The sequence below is a fragment of the Streptomyces sp. NPDC055400 genome, assembly GCF_053644375.1.
In genome coordinates, this window is the sequence record NZ_JBSHLM010000002.1 from 187,626 (window position 1) to 211,888 (window position 24,263).

The following is a 24,263-nucleotide window of genomic DNA, read 5'->3' on the forward strand; positions in this document are numbered from 1 at the left end:
CACCAGGGTTTCCGCCGCCGGCAAACTCTTTCCGACGAGGGGGTTGACCCTGCGGACACGTGACGGTTACAACGTTGGAACCACCTCACGGCAAGCGCTTGCCGTCCGTCTCTCGAGAGGGTTCCCATGTCTCCAGATCGTCCCCTCCGTCCGCTCCGCGCGGCCGTCGTCGGAGCGGGTGGTATCGCGCGGTCCAGCCATCTGCCGGCCCTGCAGAAGCTGGCCGCGGAAGGGGAGACGGACGTCGTGGCCGTGGTGGACGTGGACGACACCGCGGTACGTGCCTTCGCCGACGCGTTCCGCATTCCCTACGCGTCCACGGATCTCGACGCGATGCTCGCCGAAGTGCGCCCGGATCTCGTGGTGTTGTGCACCCCGCCCGCCGTGCACCGTGAACAGTCCGTCGCGGCGCTACGAGCCGGTGCCTGGGTCTGGTGCGAGAAGCCGCCGTGCCCGTCTCTGGCCGACTACGACGCCGTCGAGGCGGCCGAGAAGGGCGGTGACGGGGACCCGTACGCGTCGATCGTCTTCCAGCACCGCTTCGGCTCCGGCGCCCGGCACGTACGCCGACTGCTGCGCGAGGGCGCGTTCGGCCGGCCGCTGGTGGCGCACTGCCAGACCACCTGGTACCGGGACACCGCCTACTACGCCGTGCCGTGGCGCGGCCGTTGGGCGACCGAGGGCGGCGGCCCGGCGATGGGTCACGGCATCCATCAGACGGATCTCCTGCTCGATCTGATGGGGCCGTGGACCGAGGTGCGCGGCATGGCGGCGCGGCTCGTGCACGACGTAGAGACCGAGGACGTGTCCACCGCCCAGATCCGGTTCGCCGACGGTGCCGTCGGCACGGTCGTCAACAGCGTGCTGAGCCCCGACGAGGTCAGCCGCATCCGCATCGACTGCGAGCTCGCGACGATCGAGCTGACGCACCTGTACGGCTACCGCAACGCCGACTGGCGCATCACGCCCGCTCCCGGCGTCCCCGAGGAGACCGTCGCCGGCTGGCACGACTTCGGCGAGGACGAGCCCAGCTCGCACCTCGCCCAGCTGCGGGCGCTCGTGGCCGACATCAAGGCCGGGCGACGCCACGCCACCAGCGGCGCGGGCGGACGCCAGACGCTCGAGTTCATCACCGCTCTGTACAAGTCCGCGTTCACCGACGTGCCCGTCCGCGCCGGTGACATAACCCCTGGCGACCCCTACTACACCGCCCTGCACGGCAACGCCCAGGGATGGGCGCCGGCCGCCCCCCACCAGGAGGAGGACCCCGCATGACGCTCGCACTGACCCACGCCCACGGCGACCGCATCACCGTCGCCCACGCGGCCACCGGCACCGAGCTGTTCGCCTACGTGTACCGGCCCGAAGCCGCATGGGAGGCCCCCAAGCCGTACCTGCACCCGATCCGCACCCTCTCCGGCGCGGTCGTCACCGACTACCGCCCCAACGACCACCGCTGGCACAAGGGACTGCAGCTGACGGCCTCTCACCTGTCGGGCCAGAACCTGTGGGGCGGCAACACCTACGTGCACGGCGACGGATACCTCGCCCAGCCCGAGAAGGTCGGCTCGATGGCCCACGTCGCCTTCGAGGAGGTCTCCGCCACGGACGGCCGCGCCGTCATCGCCGAGCGTCTGACCTGGCACCCGCACACCGAGGAACTGTGGGCCGACGAGGAACGCCGCATCGAGGTGCGCGACGTGGACGCGGATTCCGGCAGCTGGTCGCTCACGTGGGCCTCGGCCGTCACCAACCGGCGCGACGAACCGCTGCGCTTCGGCAGTCCCACCACCCACGGCCGTCCCGCGGCCGGGTACACCGGGCTGTTCTGGCGCGGGCCTCGTGCCTTCCGCGACGGGCGGGTCTTCACCGCCGAAGCGGACGGCGGAGACCTGATGGGCAGTCAAGCACCCTGGCTGGCGTACGTCGGTGAACACGACGAGCGCGATGGTCACGCCACCCTTGTCTTCGAGCACGCCGCCGCCAACGACCACGCGGGCGACAAGGGAACGCACCCCGCTCACTGGTTCGTGCGCAGCGACCCGTTCGCCGCGGTCGCGCCGTCCTGGGCCTTCCACGAGGAGCTCGTCCTCGCGCCCGGCGACACCCTCACCCGTAGCTATCGCGTGACGATCGCCGACGGCGCCTGGGACCGCAAGCAGGTCGACGCGCACCTGCGGGGGCACGCGTGGTGAGCGCGACGTACGACGGCTTCCCGGGGGCGGTGGGTGTGTCCCACCTGACGGTCTACGACTGGCCCACGGTCGACGGGCTGCCCGGCGGCGGCACCCCGCATCTGCACCTCACGTGCAGCGAGGGATACGTGGTGACGGCCGGGCGCGGCACCGTGCAGACCCTGACGACGTCCGGCTACCAGGAGACACCCCTGGAGCCGGGCACCGTGGCCTGGTTCACGCCGGGCACGATCCATCGGCTCACCAATGCCGGCGGCCTGCAGATCACCGTCGTGATGCAGAACAGCGGCCTGCCCGAAGCGGGCGACGCGGTGCTCACCCTCCCCCAGGACCTCCTCACCGACGCCGAGACCTACGCGACCGCGATCCGTATCCCAACCGACGTCCCGGAAGCCCAGCAGGTGGAGGTCGCCCGCGCCCGCCGCGATCTGGCGACCCGCCGGTTCCTGGAACTGCGCGAAGCCACCGAGGGCGGCGATCCGCAACCGCTGGCGGCGTTCCAGCGGGCCGCCGCCGAGTTGATCCGCCCGCGCCTCGACGCCTGGGAGCAGCGCTGGCAGGACGGCGCACATGCCGCCGCGGCGGCGACCGGGGCCCAACTCGGCGCTCTGCGTGCGAAGGACGCCGGGCACCTGGCCCGGGCCGGCGTCACCGCGACCGGGCCCACCGCCCGGGGACGCTTCGGCATGTGCGGCCGACTGGACGTCTACCTCGGCATCTGAGACCCGGCCTCGCGGCTGGTCGCCACCCCGTCCAGCGCACACCTGCCGCGAGGCTGGTCACCACTCCGACCATCTGCCTCCGGCCGCGGGGCTGGTCTTCACCCCGCCGGCCGGACAGCCAGCCACCGGGCTGGTCACCACTCCGTCCGCCGGACGCCCAGCCACGGGGCTGCTCACCACCCCGACCATCTGCCTCCGGCCGCGAGGCTGGTCACCACCCCGTCCGCCGGACACCCAGCCACGGGGCTGCTCACACCCCGCCCCTCCCCCTCCATCCACGCACCGTTCCCTGGGAGGCCCCATGCCCGAGCCCCGAAGCGGCCGGCGCCCACTCCCCCGCCGGGCCGTCCTGGCCGCGGCCGCCGTCGGCCTCAGTACCGCGCTGAACTCCACGCTCACCGCCTGCGCCACCGCGAGCGGCAGTACATCCGGCGGCGTCACCCTCACGTTCTCCTGGTGGGGCAACGACGACCGTGCCGCGCGCACCGAGCAGGCCGTGCGGCTCTTCGAGAAGGAACACCCCGGCGTCACCGTCCGCACATCGAGCGGGGACTTCGGCGCGTACCTGCAGAAACTGGCCACGCAGGCGGCGGGCGGCGGCATGCCCGACGTGGCCCAGCTCGACTACCGGCAGGTGTCCCAGTACGCGGGCGGGGACGCGCTCATGTCACTGGACGACGTCATCAAGAACGGGACGATCCGCACGTCCGACATGAGCAGGGACTTCCTGCGCACCGGCACGTACAAGGGCGGGCAGTATGCCCTTCCCATGGGCCGCGGCATCACCGGCTACGCCTATGACTCCGCCGTCTACGAGAAGGCCGGCATCCCCACGCCCAGGCCCAGTTGGACCTGGCAGGACTGGGAAAGGGCCAACAAGAAGATCGCGGCCCTGGGACTGAAGTCTCCCGACGGCCGCCCCTTCGCGGGTGCCAATGACGGCGGGACCAACGAGGACGTGTTCGAGACCTGGCTGCGCAGCCGCGGCGGACAGCTCTACGCGAGCCAGACCGAGCTCGGGTTCACCGAGGACGACCTCACCGCGTTCTGGACGTTCTGCGACCGGCTGCGCAAGGACGGCGCCATCGCTCAGGCCAGGGACACCGCGCAGGCCAACAGCACAGAGACGAGCCCGATGGGCCGCCACCTCGCCGCCGCCGACTTCACCTGGGACGCGCCGTTCCCCAGTTACCCGGCCCTGCTGGGCGACTCCGTTCACTTCGCACCGGTCCCCACGACCGACGGCCACCAGGGCTCGTACTTCAAGCCGAGCATGCTCATCGGCATCAGCGCGGACAGCGAACACCCCAAGGAGGCAGCGCAGTTGGTCGACTTCCTCCTCAATGACCAACGGGTCGGCGACATCCTCGCCTTCTCCCGGTCCACTCCGCCCAACCGGCGGATCGCCGCCCGCGTCGCCAAGACGCTCAAGGGCCCCGAGCGGGAGATCTACGAGTACGCGCAGACCATGGAGAAGTACGGCCTGGACGCCCCGCCGACCGCCCCGCCACGGGGCGATGTCGCGATCCAGACCGCATTCATCCGCGAATACCAGCGCGTGATGTACGGCCTGGCCACACCACGCCAGGCGGCACGCGAACTCATCGACGAGGCCAACCGGGAGCTGAGGTCATGAGCACTGTGTCGACCAGGGCGCCCTCGCGCCCCGCCCCGGACACGGACCGCCAGGCGCCGGCCCGGCGGCGGCGCCAGGTACGCGAACGGCAGTGGCCCGCCTACGTTTTCCTCTCCCCGTGGATGATCGGCGCGCTGGTCCTGACCCTCGTGCCGATGGCCGTCTCCCTGTACCTGTCCTTCACGGACTACAACCTGTTCGATCCGCCGCGCTGGGTGGGCCTGCGCAACTACACCGAGATGCTCACCGAAGACCCCCGCTACTGGCGGTCGGTCGGCACCACGATGCTGTACGTCGTCGTGGCCGTCCCGCTGAAGCTCGGCCTCGCCCTCGGTGTCGCGATCCTCCTCAAGAACCTCAACCGCGGCCGTGCCTTCTACCGTTCCGCCTTCTACGCCCCTTCCCTGCTCGGGGCGAGCATGTCCATAGCCCTGGTGTGGAAGGCGCTGTTCAACGACGGCGGCACGGTCTCCGGACTTCTCGACTCGGTCGGCATCGACGTGGGCGGCTGGGTGGGCAACCCCCACCTCGCGGTGTACGTGGTGGTCCTGCTGACGGTATGGCAGTTCGGGGCACCCATGGTGATCTTCCTGGCGGGTCTGCAGCAGATCTCTCCCGATCTCTACGAGGCCGCCTCGCTCGACGGCGCCGGCCGCTGGCGGCAGTTCGTCTCGATCACCGTGCCGATGCTGTCCCCGGTCATCTTCTTCAACCTGGTGCTGGAGATCATCAACTCCTTCCAGGTCTTCACACCGGCCTTCGTCATCAGCGGCGGCAAGGGCGCCCCCGCCGACTCGACCATGTTCTACACGCTCTATCTGTACGAACGCGGCTTCACCGCCTCGCACATGGGCTACGCGGCGGCGATGGCCTGGATGCTGCTGATCGCCATCGCCGCGATCACCCTGATCCTGTTCCGGACGTCCCGGTCCTGGGTCTTCTACGCGGACGAGGAGGGACGATGAACATCGCCATGAAGCGGTGGCTGCCGCACACGGCCGCGGCCGTCTGCCTGCTCGTACTGCTGTATCCGCTGGCCTGGCTCCTCGCCACGTCGCTCAAGCCGGCCGACGAGGTGGTGACGAGCCTCGACCTGTGGCCCAGCCACTTCGAGTGGTCGAACTACACGACCGCGCTGGACGGCGTCTCGGGCATCACCGTCACACGACTGCTCGGCAACACCCTGCTGATCGCGGGCGGCGCCGTCGTGGGCAACGTCCTGTCCTGCTCGTTGGCCGCCTATGCCTTCGCCCGGCTGCGCTTCCGTATGAGCAAGGTGATGTTCGCGTTCATGGTGGCGACGCTGATGCTGCCGCACCACGTCGTCCTGATCCCGCAGTACATCATCTTCAACCGGCTCGGCATGGTGGACACCTACTGGCCGCTCGTCCTGCCCAAGTTCCTTGCCACCGAGGCGTTCTTCGTCTTCCTGATCGTCCAGTTCATGCGCGGGCTCCCGCGCGAGCTGGAGGAGTCCGCCCGCATCGACGGCTGCGGCGCCTTCCGCACGTACTGGTCGATCACGCTCCCCCTGACCCGGCCCGCGCTGATCACCACCGCCATCTTCACGTTCATCTGGACGTGGAACGACTTCTTCACGCAGATGATCTATCTGTTCGCGCCGGAGAAGTTCACCATCACCCTCGCCCTGCGCAGCTTCGTCGACCAGTCCAGCACGTCCGCGTACGGGCCCATGTTCGCCATGTCGGTGATCTCTGTCCTGCCGATCGTGCTGTTCTTCTTCGTCTTCCAGCGCTATCTGGTGCAGGGCATGGCCACCTCCGGGCTGAAGGGCTGAGCCACCATGACCCACGCGTCCACCGCGCCCACCGCGCCCACCGCGCCCAGCCGGGACAGCCGCGATCGCCGGGAGCCCGGCGAGGTCTTCGGGCCGGGCTTCTCCCTCTTCGCCGACGTGCTCCTGGTCGGCCTGCTCACCACCGCCGCCTGCCTCCCGGTCGTCACGGCACCCGCAGCGTTCGCCGCCGCGTCGACCGCCCTGCGGCAGACCGCTGTCCATGGCCTCCCTGTCAGGGCCGGTACGTACGTCGCTCACCTGCGCGCACACATGTCCGCGCGGGTGCTGGCCGCCGGGTGTGTTCCGCCGCTGCTCGCCCTCGTCCTCCTGATCGACGCCGCGCTGTTGCGCAGTTCGCTGCCCGGAGCGGCCGTCATGTCACCCGCGCTGGCGCTGCTCACTCTGGGCGTCATGATCGTGGGGCTGCGCGCGACGGCGCTTCAGGCTCCGCACCGGCTGTCCGCACGCGAGGGGTTCCTCCGCAGCGTCGCCGACCCGCGCGGCTCGCTCCTCCTCGCCGGTGCCGTGCTCCTGAGCCTGCTCCTCGCATGGTCGATTCCCCTCCTGGCTCCCCTCCTGTCCGGTCCGCTGGCGTTCGCCGCCACAGTCGTGGAGCTCCGCTGCACCGCGGACTGATCCGCGGCGACGCCCCTCCTCCACGCTCCCGTACGACACCACCGGAGTTCCCGCATGCCGTACTCCCATCTGGACGCCGCCGGCCACCCGAGGCCGCAGCTCGTCCGCGACCCCGACTGGCGTGACCTGAGCGGTCCGTGGCAGTTCGCCTACGACGACGCGAACCGCGGCCGCGCCGGCCGCTGGATGGACCCGGAAACCACCGGACCCTTCACCGCCACCATCACCGTGCCCTACCCGCCCGAGTCCGAGGCCTCGGGCATCGGCGACACCGCCTTCCACCCCGTGCTCTGGTACCGGCGCACGTTCGAGGTCACCCGGCCGGCAGCGGGCCGGCGCCTGCTGTTGCACTTCGGCGCAGTCGACCACCGGGCCGAGGTGTGGGTGAACGGACAACTGGTAGAACGTCACGAAGGCGGCCACACGGGCTTCTCCTGCGACCTCACCGATGCCGTCCACCGGGACGGTGAGCAGACCGTCGTCGTCCGGGCCGAGGACCAGCCGCTCGACGCCACGCAGCCTCGCGGCAAGCAGGACTGGCGGCGGGACCCGCACGTCATCTGGTACCACCGCACCTCAGGGATCTGGCAGCCGGTATGGCTGGAGGACGTGCCGGACGAGCACATCACGGTCCTGCACTGGACCCCCGATGTCGCCCACGCCCGCGTCCGCTGCCGGATCCGGCTGAGCGAGTGGCCGCGACGCCCGTTGTCCGTCACGGTGCGCCTCTCCCAAGGCGACCGGGTGCTCGCCGAACAGCGCACGCTGGCCGACGGCCAGGAGACGGAGTTCGACGTCGCGGTGCCGGCCCTTCGGCACGCTCAGGACCTCGGCGACCTGCTCTGGAGCCCCGAGCAGCCCCATCTCGTGGACGCGATCGTGACGCTGAACGACGCGGCCCACGACACGCCCGTCGACCGCGTCACGTCCTACCTCGGTCTGCGCGACATCGGCTGGGACGACGGTGTCTTCCTCCTCAACCACAAGCCGTACTTCCTGCGTTTCGCGCTCCAGCAGGGCTACTGGCCCGGATCCCATCTGGCGGCCCCGGCAGACGCGTTGCGCCGAGACGCCGAACTGGCCAAGTCGATCGGCCTCAACGGGCTGCGCATCCACCAGAAGATCGAGGATCCCCGCTTCCTCTACTGGGCCGACCGGCTGGGCCTCATACTCTGGGAGGAGATGCCGTCGGCGTACGCGTTCGGCACGCGGACCGTCGAGCGGGTGGTCGGCGAATGGACCGAGGCGATCTCGCGCGACCTCAGCCACCCGTCGATCGTCGCGTGGGTTCCGATCAACGAGTCCTGGTCCGTCCCGAACCCGGCGCTCGTCCCCGCCCAGCGGCACTTCATGGACAGTCTCTACCACCTGACCAAGGCGCTCGACCCGTCACGCCCGTCGGTCTCCAACGACGGCTGGGAGATCTCCGCCGCCGACATCTGGGGTGTGCACGACTACACGCAGCATGCGCAGGTACTGCGCGAGCGTTACGGACACTCCTCGTTGCGGCAGGGCGAGATCGTCGAGCAGTGGCCCGGTGCCAAACGGCTCGTCCTGGACGGCGTGCGCCACCAGGGACAGCCCGTCGTACTGAGTGAGTTCGGCGGGGCCACCTTCGAACCGGCCGAAGGTGCAAAGTGGTTCGGCTACGACACCGTGAGCACGAAGGAGGACTTCGCCGAGCGTCTGGCCGTGTTGGTGGAGGCCGCGGTGGACTCCGGCCTCGCCGGCTTCTGCTTCACCCAGTTCACCGACACCGAGCAGGAGATCAACGGCCTGTTCACCGCGGACCGCCAGCCGAAGCTCCCCGAGGCGGAGTTGCACAAAATCCTGACCCGGACCCGAGGCCGGTCGGGGGCCGGCACATAGATTTGCCGCCTACTGTCCCGTCGTCACGCTCGGGGTGGAGGAGCCGACCGCGGCGAGGCTGACGGCAGTACTCGCTGCGACGCGCTCCGGCCGGGGAAGCACCCCTGCGCTGTTTCCCACCCACATCCGAGCGGTCGCGGTCGGCGCGGCGGTCGCGCTGACCCGTTGTGGCGCGGCTGTCGGCACCTTCCTCGTGCCCGTGTCGCTCACCGAGCTCGGGGCGGGCCCGACGATGTACATCGGGGCGGGGATCACGTTCGCCGGGTTCCTGGCCTGTGTCGCCTGGGCCGAGGAGACCCGCAACCGCTCGCTCGAGGAGACCGGCGGCAACGAGGTGTCGGCCCGCCGGAGCCGTCCGTTCCACCGGTGACGGGCGGCGCATACCCCTCCCACACGCCGGAGTCCCGGTCCGTCCAGGGCCTGTCTTCACCTTCCCGTCGTCCGCCCGGAGGGCGGGCCCCGGAGGGGCGACGCGCATCACAGGTGTGCGGAGTTACGGTACGCACATCGGTACTCAGAAAGGTCAGGTAGCCATGTCGAAGACGGTGACCGCGCAACTGCCGGAGATCCGCGATGAACTCGCCGCCTTCTACAAGGATCTGCACCAGCACCCGGAACTCTCGCTCCAGGAGACGCGAACCGCCGGTCTGCTGGCGCAGCGCTTGCGCGACGCGGGATTCGACGAGGTGGCCGAAGGAATCGGCGTCACCGGCGTGGTCGGGCTGCTGCGCAACGGTGAGGGGCCGGTGGTCATGCTCCGCGCGGACTTCGACGCGCTGCCGGTGGAGGAGAAGACCGGGCTGCCCTACGCCAGCCAGGCGCGCGGTGTGGACAACGAGGGCCGTGACGTACCGGTGATGCACGCCTGCGGTCATGACATGCACGCCGCCTGCCTGACCGGCGCCGCGGTGCTGCTCGCGCAGTCGCGTGATCAGTGGCGCGGCACCTTGCTGGTCGTGTTCCAGCCGGCAGAGGAACTCGCGGTCGGCGCGCGCGGGATGGTCGACGACGGACTGTTCGAGCGGTTCCCCAAGCCCGAGATCGTGCTGGGCCAGCACGTCGGGCCGCTGCCCGCAGGGGTCATCGGCTACGGCACGGGGCCGGTGATGGCTGCCGCGGATTCCCTGAACATCACCCTCCACGGTCGCGGCGGCCACGGATCGCGGCCCGAGGCGTCCATCGACCCGGTGCTCATGGCGGCGAACGTGGTCACGCGGCTGCAGGGCATCGTCGCGCGGGAGGTGCCTCCGGCGGAGACGGCCGTGGTGACGGTGGGCCGCCTGCAGGCGGGCACGAAGGACAACATCATTCCTGACACGGCCGAGTTGGGGGTCAACGTCCGTACGTTCACCCCGGTGATCCGTGACAAGGTCCGCAACGCGATCGAGCGCATCGTCACGGCGGAGTCGCAGGCGAGCGGCGCGGAGCAGCCGCCGGAATTCGACTGGGCCGGCGCCGCTCCGGCGCTCGTGAGCGAGCCGGAGGCGACGCGGACCACGGTCGCCGCGTTCGCGGAGCACTTCGGGCAGCAGCGGATCATGCCCATGCCGCAGGTGAACGCGAGCGAGGACGTGGGTGTGTTCGGTGAGGTGCTCGGCGTGCCCACCGTGTTCTGGTTCTGGGGCGGCCTGGACACCGAAACGGTCCTCACCGCGCTCGCGCAGGACCGGCTGGACGAACTGCCGGCCAACCACTCCCCCCACTTCGCCCCGCTCGTCGAGCCCACCTTGAGCACGGGCGTGGAAGCACTCGTCGTAGCCGCCCTGGAATGGCTCGCGGACGCGTGAACCAGTGGTCCTGCCGGCGTTCACCGATCGCCGGCAGGTCCCCCGCCGCCGAACGTCTCCAGCAGTACGTCGACGACCTCGTCCACGTCCGCCTCGGCGAGGTCCTCGAACGCCCCGGAATGGCGGGCGAGCAACACCCCGGCGACCGCCGCCACCAGCACGTCGGCCCGCAGCCCGGGCCGGTCCCTGCCCTCCCGGGCGAAGCGTGCCCGCAGCGGATCCACGAGCCGGGCGCGCAGGGCCGCGCGGGTGGCGTCCTGCGCGGCCCCGTCACTCAACGGCTGGACAGCGACCCTCAGCAGTGGGACCGGACCGCGCCGCTCCGCCCGCTCGGCGACCTCGCGCAGGCGCGGCTCCGTGAGCAGGTCGTCCGGCGCGGTGTCGCCGTGTTCGGCACGCAGCACCTCCACGTACAGCAGGGGCTTGCTGCCGAAGTAGCGCGCGATCAGGGCCGGGTCCACACCGGCCCGGTCGCCGATCTCGCGGATGGTCGTGCGGTCGTAGCCGCGCTCGGAGAAGAGTTCGGTCGCCGCCCGCAGCAGCGCCTCGCGGGTGCGGGCGGAGTTCCGGCGCGGGCCCGCGGCCTCCGCGCTCACGGGCGGCTCGGCTCGGGGCGCGCCTGCTCACCCTTGGCGGCCGGCGTGGTCTGCCCCGCCGCGACCACGGAGGGGCGCAACCGTGTGCCCGTCCTGGTGAGTACCACGGCGAGAATGCCGGTGATCACGAAGGCGGCGCAGCCGGCGAGGCCCGCGTTGCGGTATCCGCCGTTGACCGGCAGCGCCGCGCCGGGGTCGGTGGCGGCCTGGAGGATGACCGCGCTCAGCGCGCTGCCGGTCGAGTACCCGATGTACTTCATGACCTGATTGAAACTCATCGCGCTGCCCGTCTCCTGCGCGGGCACCCCGCCGACGATCAGGCCGGGCGTGACCGCGAAGGTGACGCCCACGCCGAGTCCGGCGAGCGCCATCATCGTGCCGATGCCCCACAGGCTGGAGCGGGCGAGCAGGAAGCAGACCAGGCCGGCGAGGGAGAGCAGGCAGCCGAGCGGCAGCATGCGGGCGGGCGTCGCCGCTGCGCCGAGCATCCGCACGAGGCGGCCGGTGACGAGGCTGGCCGCGGAGAACGGCACGAGGAGCAGGCCGGTGACGACGATGGACGAGCCGAAGCCGTATCCCGCGGACTCGGGCGTCTGGACGTACCGGGTGACCAGGGCGATCAGCAGGTAGGTGCCGACACCCCCGACCATCGTGGTCAGGTTGGCGACGAGCACGCCGCGATCCTTGATGAGCCGTACGCGCACCAGCGGATGCGTGGAATGCATCGAGTGCAGCACCCACCCGGCGAGCAGGACGACGGCCGCGACGGCGAGCGCGAGCAGCGGCGCGGATCCCCAGCCCCACCGCTCTCCCTCGGCCAGCGTCACCAGGAGGGCCGCCATGCCGCCGGCGAGCAGCAGCGCGCCGGGAAAGTCCATCGGGGTGGTGGGGCGGCTCGGCGCCGCGGGCACGACAATCACGGTGGCGATGAACGCGGCGGCGGCCGTGGCGACCGCGAACCAGAATCCTGCGTACATGCCGAGGTACTGGGCGAACAGGCCGGTGATCGGATAGCCGAGGCCGATGCCCGCGGCGGTGGTCAGGGAGAGGGTCGCCACCGCGGACCGTGCCCGCTCCGCAGGCAGTGCGTCACGGGCGGTGGCGATGGCGAGCGGGACGAGGCCCATGCCGACGCCCTGCAGCGCCCGGCCCACGAGAAGGCAGGTCAGCCCGAGAGGCAGGGCCGCCAGGAGGCTGCCCGCCAGGACCGTGGCGAGACCCGTGAGGATCACGTTCTTGCGGTGCGGGCCGTCGCCGAGGCGCCCCATGACCGGCGTGGCAACGGCTCCGACCAGCATCGTCAGCGTCAGCGCCCACTGTGCGGTGGAGACGGCGACGTGGTCCTCGGCCGCGATGGTCGGGATGAGCGGTGCGCCGAGGCTGCTGACCACGGCGACGAGCATGCCGAGCGAGACGAGGACGGGCACGAGGGCCCGCGGATGCCGGAGTGCCGGTGTCGGAGCCGTTGCGGCAGAGGTGTGCGCGGACGCCGGTATGGAGGGCTGCAAGGGAGGATTCCCGTTCTTGTCATCAGGCGATGTCATTGAATGATGACACGGCCTGGAACCCCGCTCCGGCCGCCCCCCGCCCCGGCGCCCGCCGTCCGTCACATCAGCTCGGGACCCGCAGTGCCCCCAAGAGCATCGGCAGCGAGGCGTGCAGCTCTCGCTCCCAGTACGGCCAGCTGTGGGTCCCCGGCCCGTAGAAATTGGTCGTCACATGGCGGGCGCCCGCCTTTTCGAGCGCGCCCGCCAGGGCGTGGTTCTGCCGGCCGAAGTCGGCTTCGAGGGCGTTCGAGGCACCCGGCGGGTCCAGCGGGCCGGCGGTGCCGTCGCCGCACGACAGGTACACGGGGATCGGCTTGAGTCGCCCGGCCAGGTAGTACGGGTCATGCGCGGCCCACACATCCCGCTGCGCCACGGGGTCGCCCCAGACGCGGCGCGGGTCGTCGCCCTGGCCCGCGAAGAAGCCCATGATGCGGTTCACCGACTCGTCGTTCAGCAACGGGTGCACGGATCCGGAGTACGCCGCTGCCGCCTTGAACATGCCCGGGTGACGGGCCGCGTACATCAGCGCGCCCTGCCCGCCCATGGACAGTCCGGCCACCACGCGACGCGGTCCCGCTCCCCAGTCGTGTTCAAGAAGCCGGCGCAACTCCTTGGTGTGGAACGTCTCCCAGGCGGGGTCGCCGCCCTGCCCGTAGTTCCACCAGTCGCTGTACCAGCCGTTCCAGCCGGCCTCCGGCATGACCACGAGGACGTCGCGCAGGCTGTCGACGCGTGCGACGTCGGTCCGGCTCGTCCACGATGTGTAGTCGCCGCAGCAGCCGTGCAGCAGCCACAGGGTCGGCCAGTGCCGGCGGCGGTCGTCCAGGTTCCAGCCGTCGGGCGTGAGCAGGCGGACCTTGACGGTCCGGCCGCCGAGAGCGGGGGAGCGTACGGACAGATCCACCTGGCGGTCGGCGACCTGGGTGACGGCGACGACCTCGGCGCCACGGGCGTGAGCGGCGGCTACGGACGGTGCGTTCGGCGTCAGGGCGAGCAGCAGTACGGCCAGGAGGAGCAGGAGGCATCTGGCGCGGCGGATCGAGGCGGCGGTCATGGCGGCTCCTGTCGGTGGGATCAGTCTCGGCCGGGGAGGACCAACAGGGCGTCTCCGACCGGGCGTTCACCGGTCGCGTCGGACGGGGCGTTGATCACGTGACCGTCGGCGACCATGGTGGTGGACCCGCCGCCGTCGAGGTTGATCGCGTCGCGCAGGCCCAGCGCCTTCGCGACCGCGGCGCTCTCCGGGATGCTGAGTCCGAGCGCGCCCGTGCTGCGTCCGTCGGCCGTGACGAGGACGGTCCGTCCGGCGGCGTCGACTCCGGCCAGCGTGCGCGGATTGCGCTTGTGCACCCAGCCGTAGTAGAAGCTCGGGTTACCGGGCTGGACCATGCCGTCTGCGGCCACGGTGATGTGTGGACGGCCGTCCCGGACGAGTTCGGGGCCGCCATTGAGGATGCTCGTGCTGGTGGACGGGGAGACGGTGCTCCCGTCGGCGTCTTTGAGCACGGCCTGGATCCGCAACTGGCGCCCGGTCTGAGCCAGTTCGGCCAGTTGGGACACGTAGCGTCCGGTCGCCTGTACGGAGCTGCCGCCTTCCGGCAGCGATCCACCGCGCGGCGTTCGCACCTCGAGAACCCGTCCGTGGCGGTCGAGTACGGCCTCAAGGCCTTCGCCGCCCGGAGTCTTCCCGCTGAACTCGCCCGTAAAGGCCACCAGTTCGTCGTCGTCCTTGCAGGTCGTGTCGTGCAGCGGCAGCGAGGTGGGCGTGTCGTCGGCGGTGCCGCCGCAGTTCCTGATCAGGCCGGGGACGCGGTTGATCCCGTCCAGCGGAATCGAGGCGTCCCTGCCGGCCAGCTTGCCCTGCCAGGTGAGCCGGGCGATGCCGGTCCGCCTCCCGGAGTCCCGGATCACGAGGGAGGGGCGTGTGCCCACGGGTTCGCTCAACAGCCGGCCGTCGTACACACCGACGCCGGCCGGATCGCCGGGGGCACCGGCGTTCGGGTCGAGCACGAAGAACCCGGCGTTGACCCCTGCGGTGGCCCCGGCCGCGGCCACGAGCTGACTGGTCTTCTCACGGTTCTCGAGATCCGGCCCGTACGACGCTCTCAGCGCGCCACGGAAGAGTTGCGGGTCGATGGTGAGGACGTCGATCCGCCACGGGCCCCGGTCCGTGGGCCCCGCGTCCCAGCCGCGATACACGGCAGCCCCCGTGTATCCGGCTGTCCTCAGCCGGGTGCGCTCGGCCGTGGCCGCGGACTGCGACCCGAACTCCCCGACCCGGACGCGCCATCCGAGCGTGCCGCCCGCGAAGTCCGCCGTCGCTGGTGTGGTGACCTCCTCGGCCCGCGCCTCGAAGCCGTCTTCGCGCAGGTGGGCGACCAGTTCGTCGGCGCTCGCGCGGTCGTTGAGCGCTGTTGGTGGCGCATCGGGATCCGGCGAGCCCGCACCGCCGGGGATGGAGACCTCGACCGTCCACCCGAGTGCCGGGGCGTCGGCGCCGCGCACGATACGGGTGAGGGTGACTCCGGGCTGAAGCTGCTGCGTCGTCCGCGTCTCGGGCAGGTCGGCGGGGCCGAGCGGCAATGCGCCGGCCGACCCTGGGGCGGGCGCCGACGAGGCCGGTACCGACAGGCCTCCCACGACGGCGAGAACGGACAACACCGCGCCCACGCCGAACACTCTGCTGTTCACGTGCCCCCCACCGGACGAAGAACGGCTCTCCCGTAACGGTGCTTGTGGTCGAGACCACTCGTCAAGGCATGTGCACATCATCCCTGCATACGACGGAGCCGAAGACCGTGGACCCAGGCCGATGAGGCGTCCCGCGTGCGGCCCTCACCACTCAAGATCGAAAATGTGAAGGCTTCCGGAGTGGCTGGTGACAGCTCTGGACTTTCGTGTTCGCGCTGATGCAGGGTGTGCCCACCGCAGTCGGAGTTCCACTTGGACCTGTCCCCCAGTGGCCCGTGGTCACGGCTGCGAGGGCACCCGTCGGGTGCCCGTCCCATTCCAGGTCAACTTCTCCCTGCCCAACGGAAGTTGCGATTCTCCATGCCCAAGGGAAGTCCAGTGAGCCCTCACGGAAGACTCGTCCGCCGCTCCACCCCGCTCGTGCTCGCCGCCGCGCTCGTCCTGTCGGCCACCGCCTGCAGCAAGGAACAGGCCACCACGACGGCCGGCGGCGTGAAGCTGGTCAAATCCGGCCAGTTGACGACGTGTACGCATCTCCCGTACGCGCCGTTCCAGTCGGAGAAGGGGAAGAAGATCGTCGGCTTCGACGTCGACCTGATCGATCTGGTCGCCGACGACCTCGGTCTGAAGCAGGAGATCGTGGACAAGTCGTTCGAGACGATCAAGACGGGCGCGGACCTCAACGCGGGGGTCTGCGACGTGGCCGCCGCGGGCATGACGATCACCCCCGAGCGCAAGCAGCACCTCGACTTCTCGATCCCCTACTTCGACGCCAACCAGGCACTGTTGGCCCGTAAGGGCGTCAAGGCGAAGTCGCTGGACGCCATCAAGAGCGGCAAGATCAAGCTGGGATCGCAGTCGGCCACCACCGGCGAGGACACCGCGCACGCCGGCGGCATCGACTCCAAGTCGTTCGAGAGCTCGGACGCCGAGCTGAACGGACTGCGCACCGGTCAGGTGGACGTCGTGATTCAGGACTACCCGGTGGTCCAGAACTGGCTCAAGGACCCCGCCAACGCAGCGAAGTTCAGCGTCACGGGCACCGTTCAGACGGGTGAGAAGTACGGCTTCGCCGTACGCAAGGGGGGCAACGCCAAGCTCCTCGCCGCCATCGACAAGGCCATCAAAAAGGCCAAGCAGGACGGCACGTACAAGAAGCTGTACGAGAAGTGGATCGGCCCGATGCCTGCGGAGGCCGCGTCCCAGTGACCTCCTCTCACGCACCCGTCGCGGGGAAGGCCCCGGCCCAGCCGGCCGAGCGCCCGCGCCTCTCCCCGCGTCGGCGGCGCAGCATGTTCCGCGGCGCGCAGTACGTCGTCCTGGCCGGCGCGGTGATCGCCGTCGCCCTACTGGCCGACTGGCACCAGTTGCAGCAGCAGTTCCTCGAAGTGTCCGTGGCCAAGCGGATGTTCCCGGATCTGCTGACGGTGGCGCTGGCCAACACCGTGGCGTACACCCTGTCCGGATTCGGTGTGGGCCTCGTACTCGGACTGGTCATCGCCCTCATGCGGCTCTCCTCGGTCGCCCCCTACCGCTGGCTCGCCTCGCTGTACATCGAGGTGTTCCGCGGACTGCCCGCCCTGCTGATCTTCATCTTCATCGGGGTCGGCGTCCCCCTGGCGTTCCCCGGTCTTGCCATCCCCGGTGGCGCGTACGGTCAGGTCGCCGTGGCCCTGGGCCTCGTAGCCGCCGCGTACATGGCGGAGACCATCAGGGCCGGCATCCAGGCCGTGCCCCGCGGCCAGATGGAGGCCGCGCGAACGCTGGGCATGTCCCACGCGAGGGCCATGTGGTCGATCGTCATCCCCCAGGCCTTCCGCGTCATCGTGCCGCCGCTCACCAACGAACTGGTCCTTCTCTTCAAGGACTCGTCACTCGTGCTGTTCCTGGGCGTCTCCCTGCAAACCCGTGAACTCACCAAGTTCGGCCGGGACCTGGCCAGTGAGACCGCCAACACCACACCCATCTTCGTGGCCGGTCTCTGCTACCTCCTGATCACCGTCCCGCTGGGCTACGTGGTGCGCCGCCTGGAGGCGGGCCATGCGAAGGCGCGGTGAGCGATGAGCGCCAGCGAGCCCTCCGGCACCATGAGAGAACACAAGGGGACGGGCATGACGAATGCCACCACCACCGGCACGTCCGCGCCCACGCCGACCCGGGCGATCGAGATCCGAGCGCTCCACAAGTCCTTCGGTGACCTCCAGGTCCTGCGCGGCATCGACTTCACCGTCGACACGGGCGAGGTGGTGTGCGTCATCGGCCCTTCCGGGTCGGGCAAGTCGACGTTGCTGCGCTGCACCAACCTGCTCGAACAGCCCACTCAGGGCCACGTCCTCATCGCCGGAACCGACATCACCGACCCGGATGTGGACATCGACCGGCTGCGTCGCCGCATCGGCATGGTCTTCCAGCAGTTCAATCTCTTCGCGCACTTGAGCGTCCTGGACAACCTGACGATCGCGCAACGCCGGGTGCTGGGCCGGGACAAGGCCGAAGCGGCACAGGTGGCGCGGCAGAATCTGGCCCGCGTCGGACTCGCGGACAAGGAAGACAGCTACCCCTCACAACTGTCGGGCGGGCAGCAGCAACGGGTGGCCATCGCCCGCGCCCTGTCGATGGGCCCCGAGCTGATGCTGTTCGACGAGCCCACGAGCGCGCTCGACCCGGAACTCGTCGGGGACGTCCTCGCCGTCATGCGCGGCCTCGCGGACGACGGGATGACGATGATGGTCGTGACCCACGAAATGGGCTTCGCCCGCGAAGTGGCCGACCGTGTCGTCTTCATGGACGACGGCGTCATCGTCGAACAGGGAAGCCCCGACGAGGTCCTGGGCAACCCCAGCCACCCACGCACCCGGGAGTTCCTCGCCCGAGTCCTGCGCCCGGCGGACACCCTCACGGAGTCCTGACGGGATACGGTGCGACCGACCGCAGACGGATGGCCCGGGCCAGTAGTCGTTCAGCTTGCCTGCTGCATTTCGGTGGACTGCCGTGAATCCCTCTGGACCCCGTTCCGATTGCACCGCATCCTGCTGGGATGCGCTTCTCCGTCAACATCCCCAACTTCGGTGACTTCGCCGACCCCCGTAACGTCGCGACCGTAGCGGCCGCCGCCGAACAGGCGGGCTGGGACGGGCTCTTCGTGTGGGATCACGTGCTGCACCGATATCACCAAGGGCGTCCCTTCGGGGACCCGTGGATGCTCCTGACCGCCGCCGCGCTGGCGACCTCGCGGATCCGACTGGGCACCCTGCTCACGCCGGTCCCTCGTTACCGGCCGCAGCAACTCGCCCGCCAGGTCGCCACGTTGGACCAGCTCAGCGGCGGCAGGGTGATCTTCGCCGCGGGTCTGGGCGGTCCGGTCGAGGACGAGTACCGCAGCTTCGGCGATGCCGCCGAACCACGCGTCCTCGCCGAGCGACTGGACGAGGGTCTGGAGCTGCTGGGCCGCTTGTGGTCAGGCGAGCCGGTGAACCACCACGGCCGGCACTACGAGGTCCGGGACGTGACGATGCTCCCCGCCACCGTGCAGCGGCCCGCTCCCCCGGTCTGGATAGGCGGATTCTGGCCACGGCGTGCGCCCATGCGGCGGGCAGCGCGCTGGGACGGCGCGGTGCCGCTGTTCGAGACGGCCCGGCATGGGCATGTGCCGGATGCGGCGGAGGTACGGGAACTCGTCGGTTACGTGCGCAATCAGCGTCCGGACGGCGACGAGCGCCCCTTCGAGTTCGTGCTCGGCGGCGCCACGCCCCCGGACGCGGCGAAGGCCAAGGACGTGATCGGACCGCTGCACGACGCGGGCGCCACCTGGTGGGACGAACGGCAGATCCAGACCGGCCCCGACCTGGATCGTCTGACCCCCGTTCTACGCCGAATCGAGGCGGGGCCGCCAGTGCTCTGAGACGTCCTCGCAGTTGGTCAGCTGTCGTGCCGTTGCCCCAGCAGGCCGGCCTGTTCCCTCTTCAGCCGGTCGAAGCTCCGCGTGCGTACGCGGCTATCTCCTCGCTGGGGAACGGCACGACTGTAAGGTGCTGTTCGTAGGTGTCCTGTGCCCATCGTGCGGCCGTGATCTCGTAGCCCGACACATGTGCGCAGAACTGCTTCCGCCCGCCGCATACCGCGTGCCCCCTCGATCACCGGCGGCTTCCCACCCATTGACGCTCCGCGCGACAGATCGAAGAATGGGCGCCTCTCATCTGACAACGTTGTCGTGCGAAAGAGGTCCCGCCCGTGCCGCACCACCCCATGCAGGTCGACCGCCGGAGATTCCTGCAACTCCTGGGCTTGTCGAGCGCCCTGGCCGCACTGCCCGCCGTCACCGTCGCGAACTCCGCTCAGGCTCTGGACAGTTCCACCGGTGCCGCCGGCTCCTCCGGTTCCGCCTCTCCCCCGGACGAGACAGCAGCCACGTACCACCGCGTTCTGCTCCAGCACACCCGCTGGTCCGAGACCCAGTGGGACGAGACGCGCGGCTACTACACGGACAAGGACTTCGGTTTCGCCGTCGTGCTCGGCCATGCGGTGCTGCTCACGCACGGCACGTACGACAACGAACTGGCCGGTGTCGACCGGGACACCCTCAAGGCACGTACCCTCGCCACGATCCGGCACTTCGCGGCGTCGAACCGGCTCACGGGCGGGACCCAGTGGGGCCGCAAGCTGTTCTTCGACACCACGTTCCAGTCGTACTTCATCCTTGCCGCGCGTCTCGTCTGGGACGATCTCGACAGCGCGACGCGTACGAACGTCGACACCATTACTCGTGAACAGGCCGCGTACACGACGAAGTTGGGCACAGGTGACGACCCGGACTCCGGCGACTGGACACCGAACGGCCTCAAGGGCGGCTACGTGGGGGACACGAAGCTGGAGGAGATGGGGCTGTACGCGCAGACGCTCGCACCCGCCCTCGCCTGGGCACCGGAGGACGCGCGCCGCCCGGACTGGGAGTCGGGTTACGGCACCTGGTCGCGCAACGAGGCGGGGCTCCCCCCGGCCGACCTCGCCAATCCGGCGCTCGTCGACGGCGTCGCGGTCTCCCGCAACACGGCCCGGAATCTGTACGACACATTCATCGTCGAGAACCACGGATCCTTCGGCCCGCATTACCAGGAGGAGTTGTGGCGTACCTCGGGACGCAACGCGGCGCACTTCCTGGCCGCCGGGCAGCCGCTGCCGCAGGTGCTGACCGCGCAGCCCAACGCGCAGCCGCTGTGGCGCACGTTGCTGGGGATGATGAGTGACGCCGGTGAGCCGTTGATGCCGATGGTGAACGACCGCGAGCATCTGTACGGCAGGGACGTGATCCCGCTCGCGTTCCTGGCGCAGGTGACGGGCGACCGGGCGGCGGCACGGGCCGAACAGGCGCTGGCCGAACGGCTCGAGGCGTACCAGAAGTACCCGCCGGAGTACCGGCTGGCCAAGTTCTCGGGTGAGCCGAAGTACGAGCCGGAGGCCCGGGCCGAGCTGGCCATCAGCTATCTCCTGCACCTGTGGGCGACCGCGAAGGGCGAACGAGTCCGGCCGCTGTCCGCGGACGAGCTCTTCGCGCAGGCGTCAGGGGTCACGGACTTCGGCTCGGGTCCTGGTCTCGTCTCGCACCAGTCGCGGGCAGCGTGGGCGGGCTCCGTCAGCAAGCCCGGCTTCGTGAAGTTCGCCTGGCAACCGGCCCACGACGACTGGCTGTTCAAGCTCAGCGGCGGTACGCCGATGTTCCTGCCGGCGACCACGGGCAAGGTCGCGCAGCGAACGGTCCGGACGTACACCTCCCGGCGCGACGGATTCGACGGCAGCGCCACGGTGCTGCGTCTGGACAGTGGATACGCGGGCTTCACGACACTGCCGACGGGCGCCGTCGTCTACGCGAGCTCCGGAACGGCCGCCGGGGAAGGGCACCTCGAGGTGCACAACCTGACCATGCCCGGGATGGCCGGCCTCGACGGGGCACGTACGTACCGTTTCGAGGAGGGTGAGGCCGAGGTGCGCGCGCAGGACGCGGGCACCTCCCCGGCCGCGGCGCGCGTCGACGAGGTGAGCTTCGCCCGCGCCACCGTGCGGCACATACGCATGCTCGGGGTACGCCCCGATCCGACGTACGGCTACTCCCTGTACGCGTTCGAGGTGCGCGACGGTGCGGACGGCACCGACCTCGCACGGGGCGCGAAGGCCACCTCGTCCTCGAACGATCCGGGCAAGGGTCCGGAGCTGGCCGTCGACGGTGATCCCGCGACGCGCTGGGCGGTCGCCAAGGCCGAACGCCCGCGTGCCGACAGCTGGTTGGCGGTGGACCTGGGCGCCGGGCGCGAGGCCGACCGCGTCACGCTGCGCTGGGAGGCGGCGGCCGGGCGTGCGTATCGCGTGCAGGGGTCGGCGGACGGCCAGCGTTGGGAGGACCTGGTGGCCTGGCCGGTCCCCGATGTGAGCAGCCGGGGTGGCTGGCTCGACATCGACGGGCGTGCCGGGCTTGTCGTGCGCGGACCGGATGCGGACCATACGATCGCGGTGTACGGCGACACGATCCTGGCGGCCGACGGGCCGGCGGCGCCGGTCGTGGTCGAGGGATATGCCGGTGCGTCGGCCGAAACGCTGCGCGCGCTGGCGCGGAACGCCTCGCCCACGGCTGGGAGCAAGGCGATCCAGGCGGCATTCACGCAGGAGCACCTGAGCCTGTTCAACCTCTCGGGCGACGCGGTCAGCACGACGGTCGACGTGCCGCAGTCCGGTGCACGTCGTCTGGTGTTCCAGGGAGAGCAGACACTGACCGACGGCGGGACGACCTATCAGGCCGAACTCGGGGCATCTGACGCCCTGTTGCTCGCCCCCCGGTTCACGCTGGCTCCTGTGGCGGGTGCGGGACGACTGCCCGCTGGACTGCGCGTACGGGTGATGGACGGCGCCACCGTGCGGCTCTCCGGGGCGAGTTGCCGCGTTCACGTGGAGGGGCAGCACCGCAGCGAGGTCGTCGTCGTGCGGCGTGGGCGCGAGACGACGCTCCGCCTTCGCGACGCGACCGCCTTCCCCCTCGACGACCTCGCGCTCGACCGCACCGTGTTCCCCACAAGTCCGCTGCCTGCCGGCATGTCGGACCCGTCCGTGGCGGTGGACGGCAACCCGGCGACCTCCTGGCGGCCCGGTCCCGACGGGCGCATGGTCGTCGACCTGGGCGAGCGGCTGCCGTTGCGTTCGGCCGAGGTCGCCTGGACGGACGCCGGAGCGCCGGCTCTCAGCGTTGAGGTCAGCGACGACGGTGTCACCTACCGAGGTGCGGGCCGCGCCGACGGGCGCGGCCGTGTCCGTGCACTCGACCTCGACACGTCGGCTCGCTATGTCGCCGTGAAGGTCGAGGGGCGGCTGCCCGGGGACGCCCGCCTCACCCGGCTCACCCTGCGCTGAGACGCACACAGAACGCCTCCCGAGGGACCTGGCCTGCCGCGCGGCAGGCCAGGTCCCTCGCCGTTTCGCGCGAGGGCGAACTCAGCGTCTGCGGCCTCAACTCCCCCCCATAGCAAGGCCACACCCCACCGGAAAGTTTCGTCCGGCCCCTTGACCTGCCCCCTGAGGCGCCCCCACAGTACGGGCTAATACGCATTACCTAATACGCATTATCAGCACACGGTCACGCGATACCGAAGTGTCGACAGCAAGGAGCACCAGGCGTGGAGCAACCCAGGAAGCGCGCGAAGCCCGGCCGGGCCCCGTCCCCCACCGGCCGCACGTCGCGCCCGCGCCAGGCCGAGGTGGCCCGCCTCGCCGATGTCTCCCAGGCGACCGTCTCCCTGGTCCTGAACGCCCGCCGCGACGGCAAGGGCGCGACGATCTCCGAGGAGACGCGGCAGCGGGTCCTCGACGCCGCGCGCAGCCTCGGCTACGTCCCGGACCCGGCGGCACGCCGGCTGGCCGCCGCCCGCAACAACCTGCTCGGCGTCTTCAGCTTCACGGCCACCTTCCCGACCGATGTGCAGCACTCGTACTACCCGTTCCTGGTGGGCGTGGAGCAGGAAGCAGCCGCGCGCGGCTACGACCTCGTGCTGTTCACCGGGTCGAGCACTGGGGGCGCGGGCGCCGCGGGGCCGGACGCGCTCAGCCGGGTGCGGCTCGCCGACGGCTGCCTGTTCCTCGGCCGGCACGCGCCGCGCGCCGAGCTGAAGCGGCTGGTCGCCGACGGGTTCCCGGTGGTGCATCTGGGGCGACGGGAGGAGCTCGAAGGGCTCGCCTGGGTCGGCGCCGACTACGTCAGCGCGAGCCGCGAAGTCGTCGCCCGACTCGGCGAGTTGGGACACCGGCGCATCGTGCTCGTGCGCGAGGACGACGACGCCCCCGCGTCGGGCGACCGCCAGGAAGGGTTCCTCGACGGTCTCGCGCGGGCAGGTCTGCCGGGCGGTCCTGACGCGGTGCTGCGCTGCGCCGACCCGGTGGCGGAGCTGACGGCGGACCGGGTCCGGGCGCTGGTCACGGAGGGTGTCACCGCGTTCGTGGCGGAGGAGACCGACACCGGCGCCGCGTGGCGGGCTGTGAGCGGGGCGGTGCGGGCGGCCGGGCTCTCGTGTCCGAGGGACGTCTCGCTGGCGCTGCTCGGGAGCCCACCGCCGGACCTCGCCCGGGAGCCGGTGCCGATGGGCTTCGACGTGCCCCGGCACGCGCTGGGCGCCGCCGCGGTGCGGTTGCTCGCCTCGATGGTCGCCGGGGAGGAAGCAGACGAGCCGCTGGTGGCGTGCGAGGTCCGCGACGGGGTGACGGCGGGACCACGCGTCGGCCAACTCCCTTGACGGGGCAGCCAGTTCAGAACA

The 24,263-nt window shown here is 70.6% G+C and carries 20 protein-coding genes; 16 read left to right on the plus strand and 4 right to left on the minus strand.

Going from position 1 to position 24,263, the window contains the following annotated elements:
• Window positions 1-126 precede the first annotated feature (126 nt).
• The 10 genes from ACWIGU_RS05215 to ACWIGU_RS05260 all read left to right on the plus strand — a co-directional run bounded on the left by ACWIGU_RS05215 (window position 127) and on the right by ACWIGU_RS05260 (window position 10,643).
• The gene (locus tag ACWIGU_RS05215; RefSeq protein ID WP_454397609.1) at window positions 127-1,275 is read left to right on the plus strand and encodes a Gfo/Idh/MocA family protein; all 1,149 of its coding nucleotides are present in this window, start codon (window positions 127-129) and stop codon (window positions 1,273-1,275) included.
• Window positions 1,272-2,195 (plus strand): DUF6807 domain-containing protein, encoded by a 924-nt coding sequence (locus ACWIGU_RS05220; protein WP_454397611.1) that lies wholly within the window; start codon window positions 1,272-1,274, stop codon window positions 2,193-2,195. The genes ACWIGU_RS05215 and ACWIGU_RS05220 overlap by 4 nt, the downstream gene beginning before the upstream one ends.
• Window positions 2,189-2,917 (plus strand): cupin domain-containing protein, encoded by a 729-nt coding sequence (locus tag ACWIGU_RS05225; protein WP_454397613.1) that lies wholly within the window; start codon window positions 2,189-2,191, stop codon window positions 2,915-2,917. The genes ACWIGU_RS05220 and ACWIGU_RS05225 overlap by 7 nt, the downstream gene beginning before the upstream one ends.
• A 301-nt stretch (window positions 2,918-3,218) precedes the next feature.
• Entirely contained in the window at window positions 3,219-4,553 is a 1,335-nt protein-coding gene (locus ACWIGU_RS05230; RefSeq protein WP_454397615.1) for an ABC transporter substrate-binding protein, read from the plus strand.
• Complete coding sequence (locus ACWIGU_RS05235) at window positions 4,550-5,518, plus strand: carbohydrate ABC transporter permease (protein ID WP_454397617.1); 969 nt, start codon at window positions 4,550-4,552, stop codon at window positions 5,516-5,518. Before ACWIGU_RS05230 ends, ACWIGU_RS05235 begins: the two co-directional genes overlap by 4 nt.
• The gene (locus ACWIGU_RS05240) at window positions 5,515-6,351 is read left to right on the plus strand and encodes a carbohydrate ABC transporter permease (RefSeq protein ID WP_454397619.1); all 837 of its coding nucleotides are present in this window, start codon (window positions 5,515-5,517) and stop codon (window positions 6,349-6,351) included. Before ACWIGU_RS05235 ends, ACWIGU_RS05240 begins: the two co-directional genes overlap by 4 nt.
• A 6-nt stretch (window positions 6,352-6,357) precedes the next feature.
• A complete protein-coding gene (locus ACWIGU_RS05245; protein WP_454397621.1) occupies window positions 6,358-6,987 on the plus strand; it encodes a hypothetical protein in 630 nt (209 codons plus the stop codon).
• Between the two features lie 54 nt (window positions 6,988-7,041).
• On the plus strand, window positions 7,042-8,856 hold the full coding sequence (locus tag ACWIGU_RS05250; RefSeq protein ID WP_454397623.1) for a glycoside hydrolase family 2 protein: 1,815 nt from the start codon (window positions 7,042-7,044) through the stop codon (window positions 8,854-8,856).
• A gap of 34 nt (window positions 8,857-8,890) precedes the next feature.
• Window positions 8,891-9,226, plus strand: coding sequence for an MFS transporter (locus ACWIGU_RS05255; RefSeq protein WP_454397625.1), 336 nt, complete (start codon window positions 8,891-8,893; stop codon window positions 9,224-9,226).
• Between the two features lie 163 nt (window positions 9,227-9,389).
• Complete coding sequence (locus ACWIGU_RS05260) at window positions 9,390-10,643, plus strand: amidohydrolase (RefSeq protein WP_454397627.1); 1,254 nt, start codon at window positions 9,390-9,392, stop codon at window positions 10,641-10,643.
• A gap of 20 nt (window positions 10,644-10,663) precedes the next feature.
• On the opposite strand, the gene ACWIGU_RS05265 is transcribed toward ACWIGU_RS05260, so the two are convergent.
• The 4 genes from ACWIGU_RS05265 to ACWIGU_RS05280 all read right to left on the minus strand — a co-directional run bounded on the left by ACWIGU_RS05265 (window position 10,664) and on the right by ACWIGU_RS05280 (window position 15,477).
• A complete protein-coding gene (locus ACWIGU_RS05265) occupies window positions 10,664-11,239 on the minus strand; it encodes a TetR/AcrR family transcriptional regulator (protein ID WP_454397629.1) in 576 nt (191 codons plus the stop codon).
• Window positions 11,236-12,666, minus strand: a complete 1,431-nt coding sequence (locus tag ACWIGU_RS05270; protein WP_454397631.1) for an MFS transporter — start codon at window positions 12,664-12,666, stop codon at window positions 11,236-11,238. The genes ACWIGU_RS05265 and ACWIGU_RS05270 overlap by 4 nt, the downstream gene beginning before the upstream one ends.
• Before the next feature lie 184 nt (window positions 12,667-12,850).
• Window positions 12,851-13,840, minus strand: a complete 990-nt coding sequence (locus ACWIGU_RS05275) for an alpha/beta hydrolase (RefSeq protein ID WP_454397633.1) — start codon at window positions 13,838-13,840, stop codon at window positions 12,851-12,853.
• Window positions 13,841-13,860: 20 nt separating this feature from the next.
• Complete coding sequence (locus ACWIGU_RS05280) at window positions 13,861-15,477, minus strand: phosphodiester glycosidase family protein (protein ID WP_454397635.1); 1,617 nt, start codon at window positions 15,475-15,477, stop codon at window positions 13,861-13,863.
• A gap of 378 nt (window positions 15,478-15,855) precedes the next feature.
• On the opposite strand from ACWIGU_RS05280, the gene ACWIGU_RS05285 reads away from it, so the two are divergent.
• From ACWIGU_RS05285 to ACWIGU_RS05310, 6 genes are all read left to right on the plus strand, one after another.
• Window positions 15,856-16,686: an ABC transporter substrate-binding protein gene (locus tag ACWIGU_RS05285; RefSeq protein ID WP_454397637.1), complete on the plus strand. Its 831-nt coding sequence runs from the start codon at window positions 15,856-15,858 to the stop codon at window positions 16,684-16,686.
• A gap of 83 nt (window positions 16,687-16,769) precedes the next feature.
• On the plus strand, window positions 16,770-17,534 hold the full coding sequence (locus tag ACWIGU_RS05290; protein ID WP_454398585.1) for an amino acid ABC transporter permease: 765 nt from the start codon (window positions 16,770-16,772) through the stop codon (window positions 17,532-17,534).
• 54 nt (window positions 17,535-17,588) lie between these two features.
• Window positions 17,589-18,386, plus strand: coding sequence for an amino acid ABC transporter ATP-binding protein (locus tag ACWIGU_RS05295; RefSeq protein ID WP_454397639.1), 798 nt, complete (start codon window positions 17,589-17,591; stop codon window positions 18,384-18,386).
• 128 nt (window positions 18,387-18,514) lie between these two features.
• The gene (locus tag ACWIGU_RS05300; RefSeq protein WP_454397641.1) at window positions 18,515-19,378 is read left to right on the plus strand and encodes an LLM class flavin-dependent oxidoreductase; all 864 of its coding nucleotides are present in this window, start codon (window positions 18,515-18,517) and stop codon (window positions 19,376-19,378) included.
• 344 nt (window positions 19,379-19,722) lie between these two features.
• Window positions 19,723-22,869 (plus strand): discoidin domain-containing protein, encoded by a 3,147-nt coding sequence (locus tag ACWIGU_RS05305; protein ID WP_454398587.1) that lies wholly within the window; start codon window positions 19,723-19,725, stop codon window positions 22,867-22,869.
• Window positions 22,870-23,132: 263 nt separating this feature from the next.
• On the plus strand, window positions 23,133-24,242 hold the full coding sequence (locus ACWIGU_RS05310) for a LacI family DNA-binding transcriptional regulator (RefSeq protein ID WP_454397643.1): 1,110 nt from the start codon (window positions 23,133-23,135) through the stop codon (window positions 24,240-24,242).
• The last annotated feature ends 21 nt before the right edge of the window (window positions 24,243-24,263 follow it).

Excerpts from the sequence above, each read along its gene's own strand:
- ACWIGU_RS05215 (WP_454397609.1), top strand. The coding sequence starts at position 127 with ATGTCTCCAGATCGTCCCCTCCGTCCGCTCCGCGCGGCCGTCGTCGGA.
- ACWIGU_RS05220 (WP_454397611.1), top strand. The coding sequence starts at position 1,272 with ATGACGCTCGCACTGACCCACGCCCACGGCGACCGCATCACCGTCGCC.
- ACWIGU_RS05230 (WP_454397615.1), top strand. The coding sequence starts at position 3,219 with ATGCCCGAGCCCCGAAGCGGCCGGCGCCCACTCCCCCGCCGGGCCGTC.
- ACWIGU_RS05235 (WP_454397617.1), top strand. The coding sequence starts at position 4,550 with ATGAGCACTGTGTCGACCAGGGCGCCCTCGCGCCCCGCCCCGGACACG.
- ACWIGU_RS05240 (WP_454397619.1), top strand. The coding sequence starts at position 5,515 with ATGAACATCGCCATGAAGCGGTGGCTGCCGCACACGGCCGCGGCCGTC.
- ACWIGU_RS05245 (WP_454397621.1), top strand. The coding sequence starts at position 6,358 with ATGACCCACGCGTCCACCGCGCCCACCGCGCCCACCGCGCCCAGCCGG.
- ACWIGU_RS05250 (WP_454397623.1), top strand. The coding sequence starts at position 7,042 with ATGCCGTACTCCCATCTGGACGCCGCCGGCCACCCGAGGCCGCAGCTC.
- ACWIGU_RS05260 (WP_454397627.1), top strand. The coding sequence starts at position 9,390 with ATGTCGAAGACGGTGACCGCGCAACTGCCGGAGATCCGCGATGAACTC.
- ACWIGU_RS05275 (WP_454397633.1), bottom strand. The coding sequence starts at position 13,840 with ATGACCGCCGCCTCGATCCGCCGCGCCAGATGCCTCCTGCTCCTCCTG.
- ACWIGU_RS05290 (WP_454398585.1), top strand. The coding sequence starts at position 16,770 with ATGTTCCGCGGCGCGCAGTACGTCGTCCTGGCCGGCGCGGTGATCGCC.
- ACWIGU_RS05295 (WP_454397639.1), top strand. The coding sequence starts at position 17,589 with ATGACGAATGCCACCACCACCGGCACGTCCGCGCCCACGCCGACCCGG.
- ACWIGU_RS05300 (WP_454397641.1), top strand. The coding sequence starts at position 18,515 with ATGCGCTTCTCCGTCAACATCCCCAACTTCGGTGACTTCGCCGACCCC.
- ACWIGU_RS05305 (WP_454398587.1), top strand. The coding sequence starts at position 19,723 with ATGCAGGTCGACCGCCGGAGATTCCTGCAACTCCTGGGCTTGTCGAGC.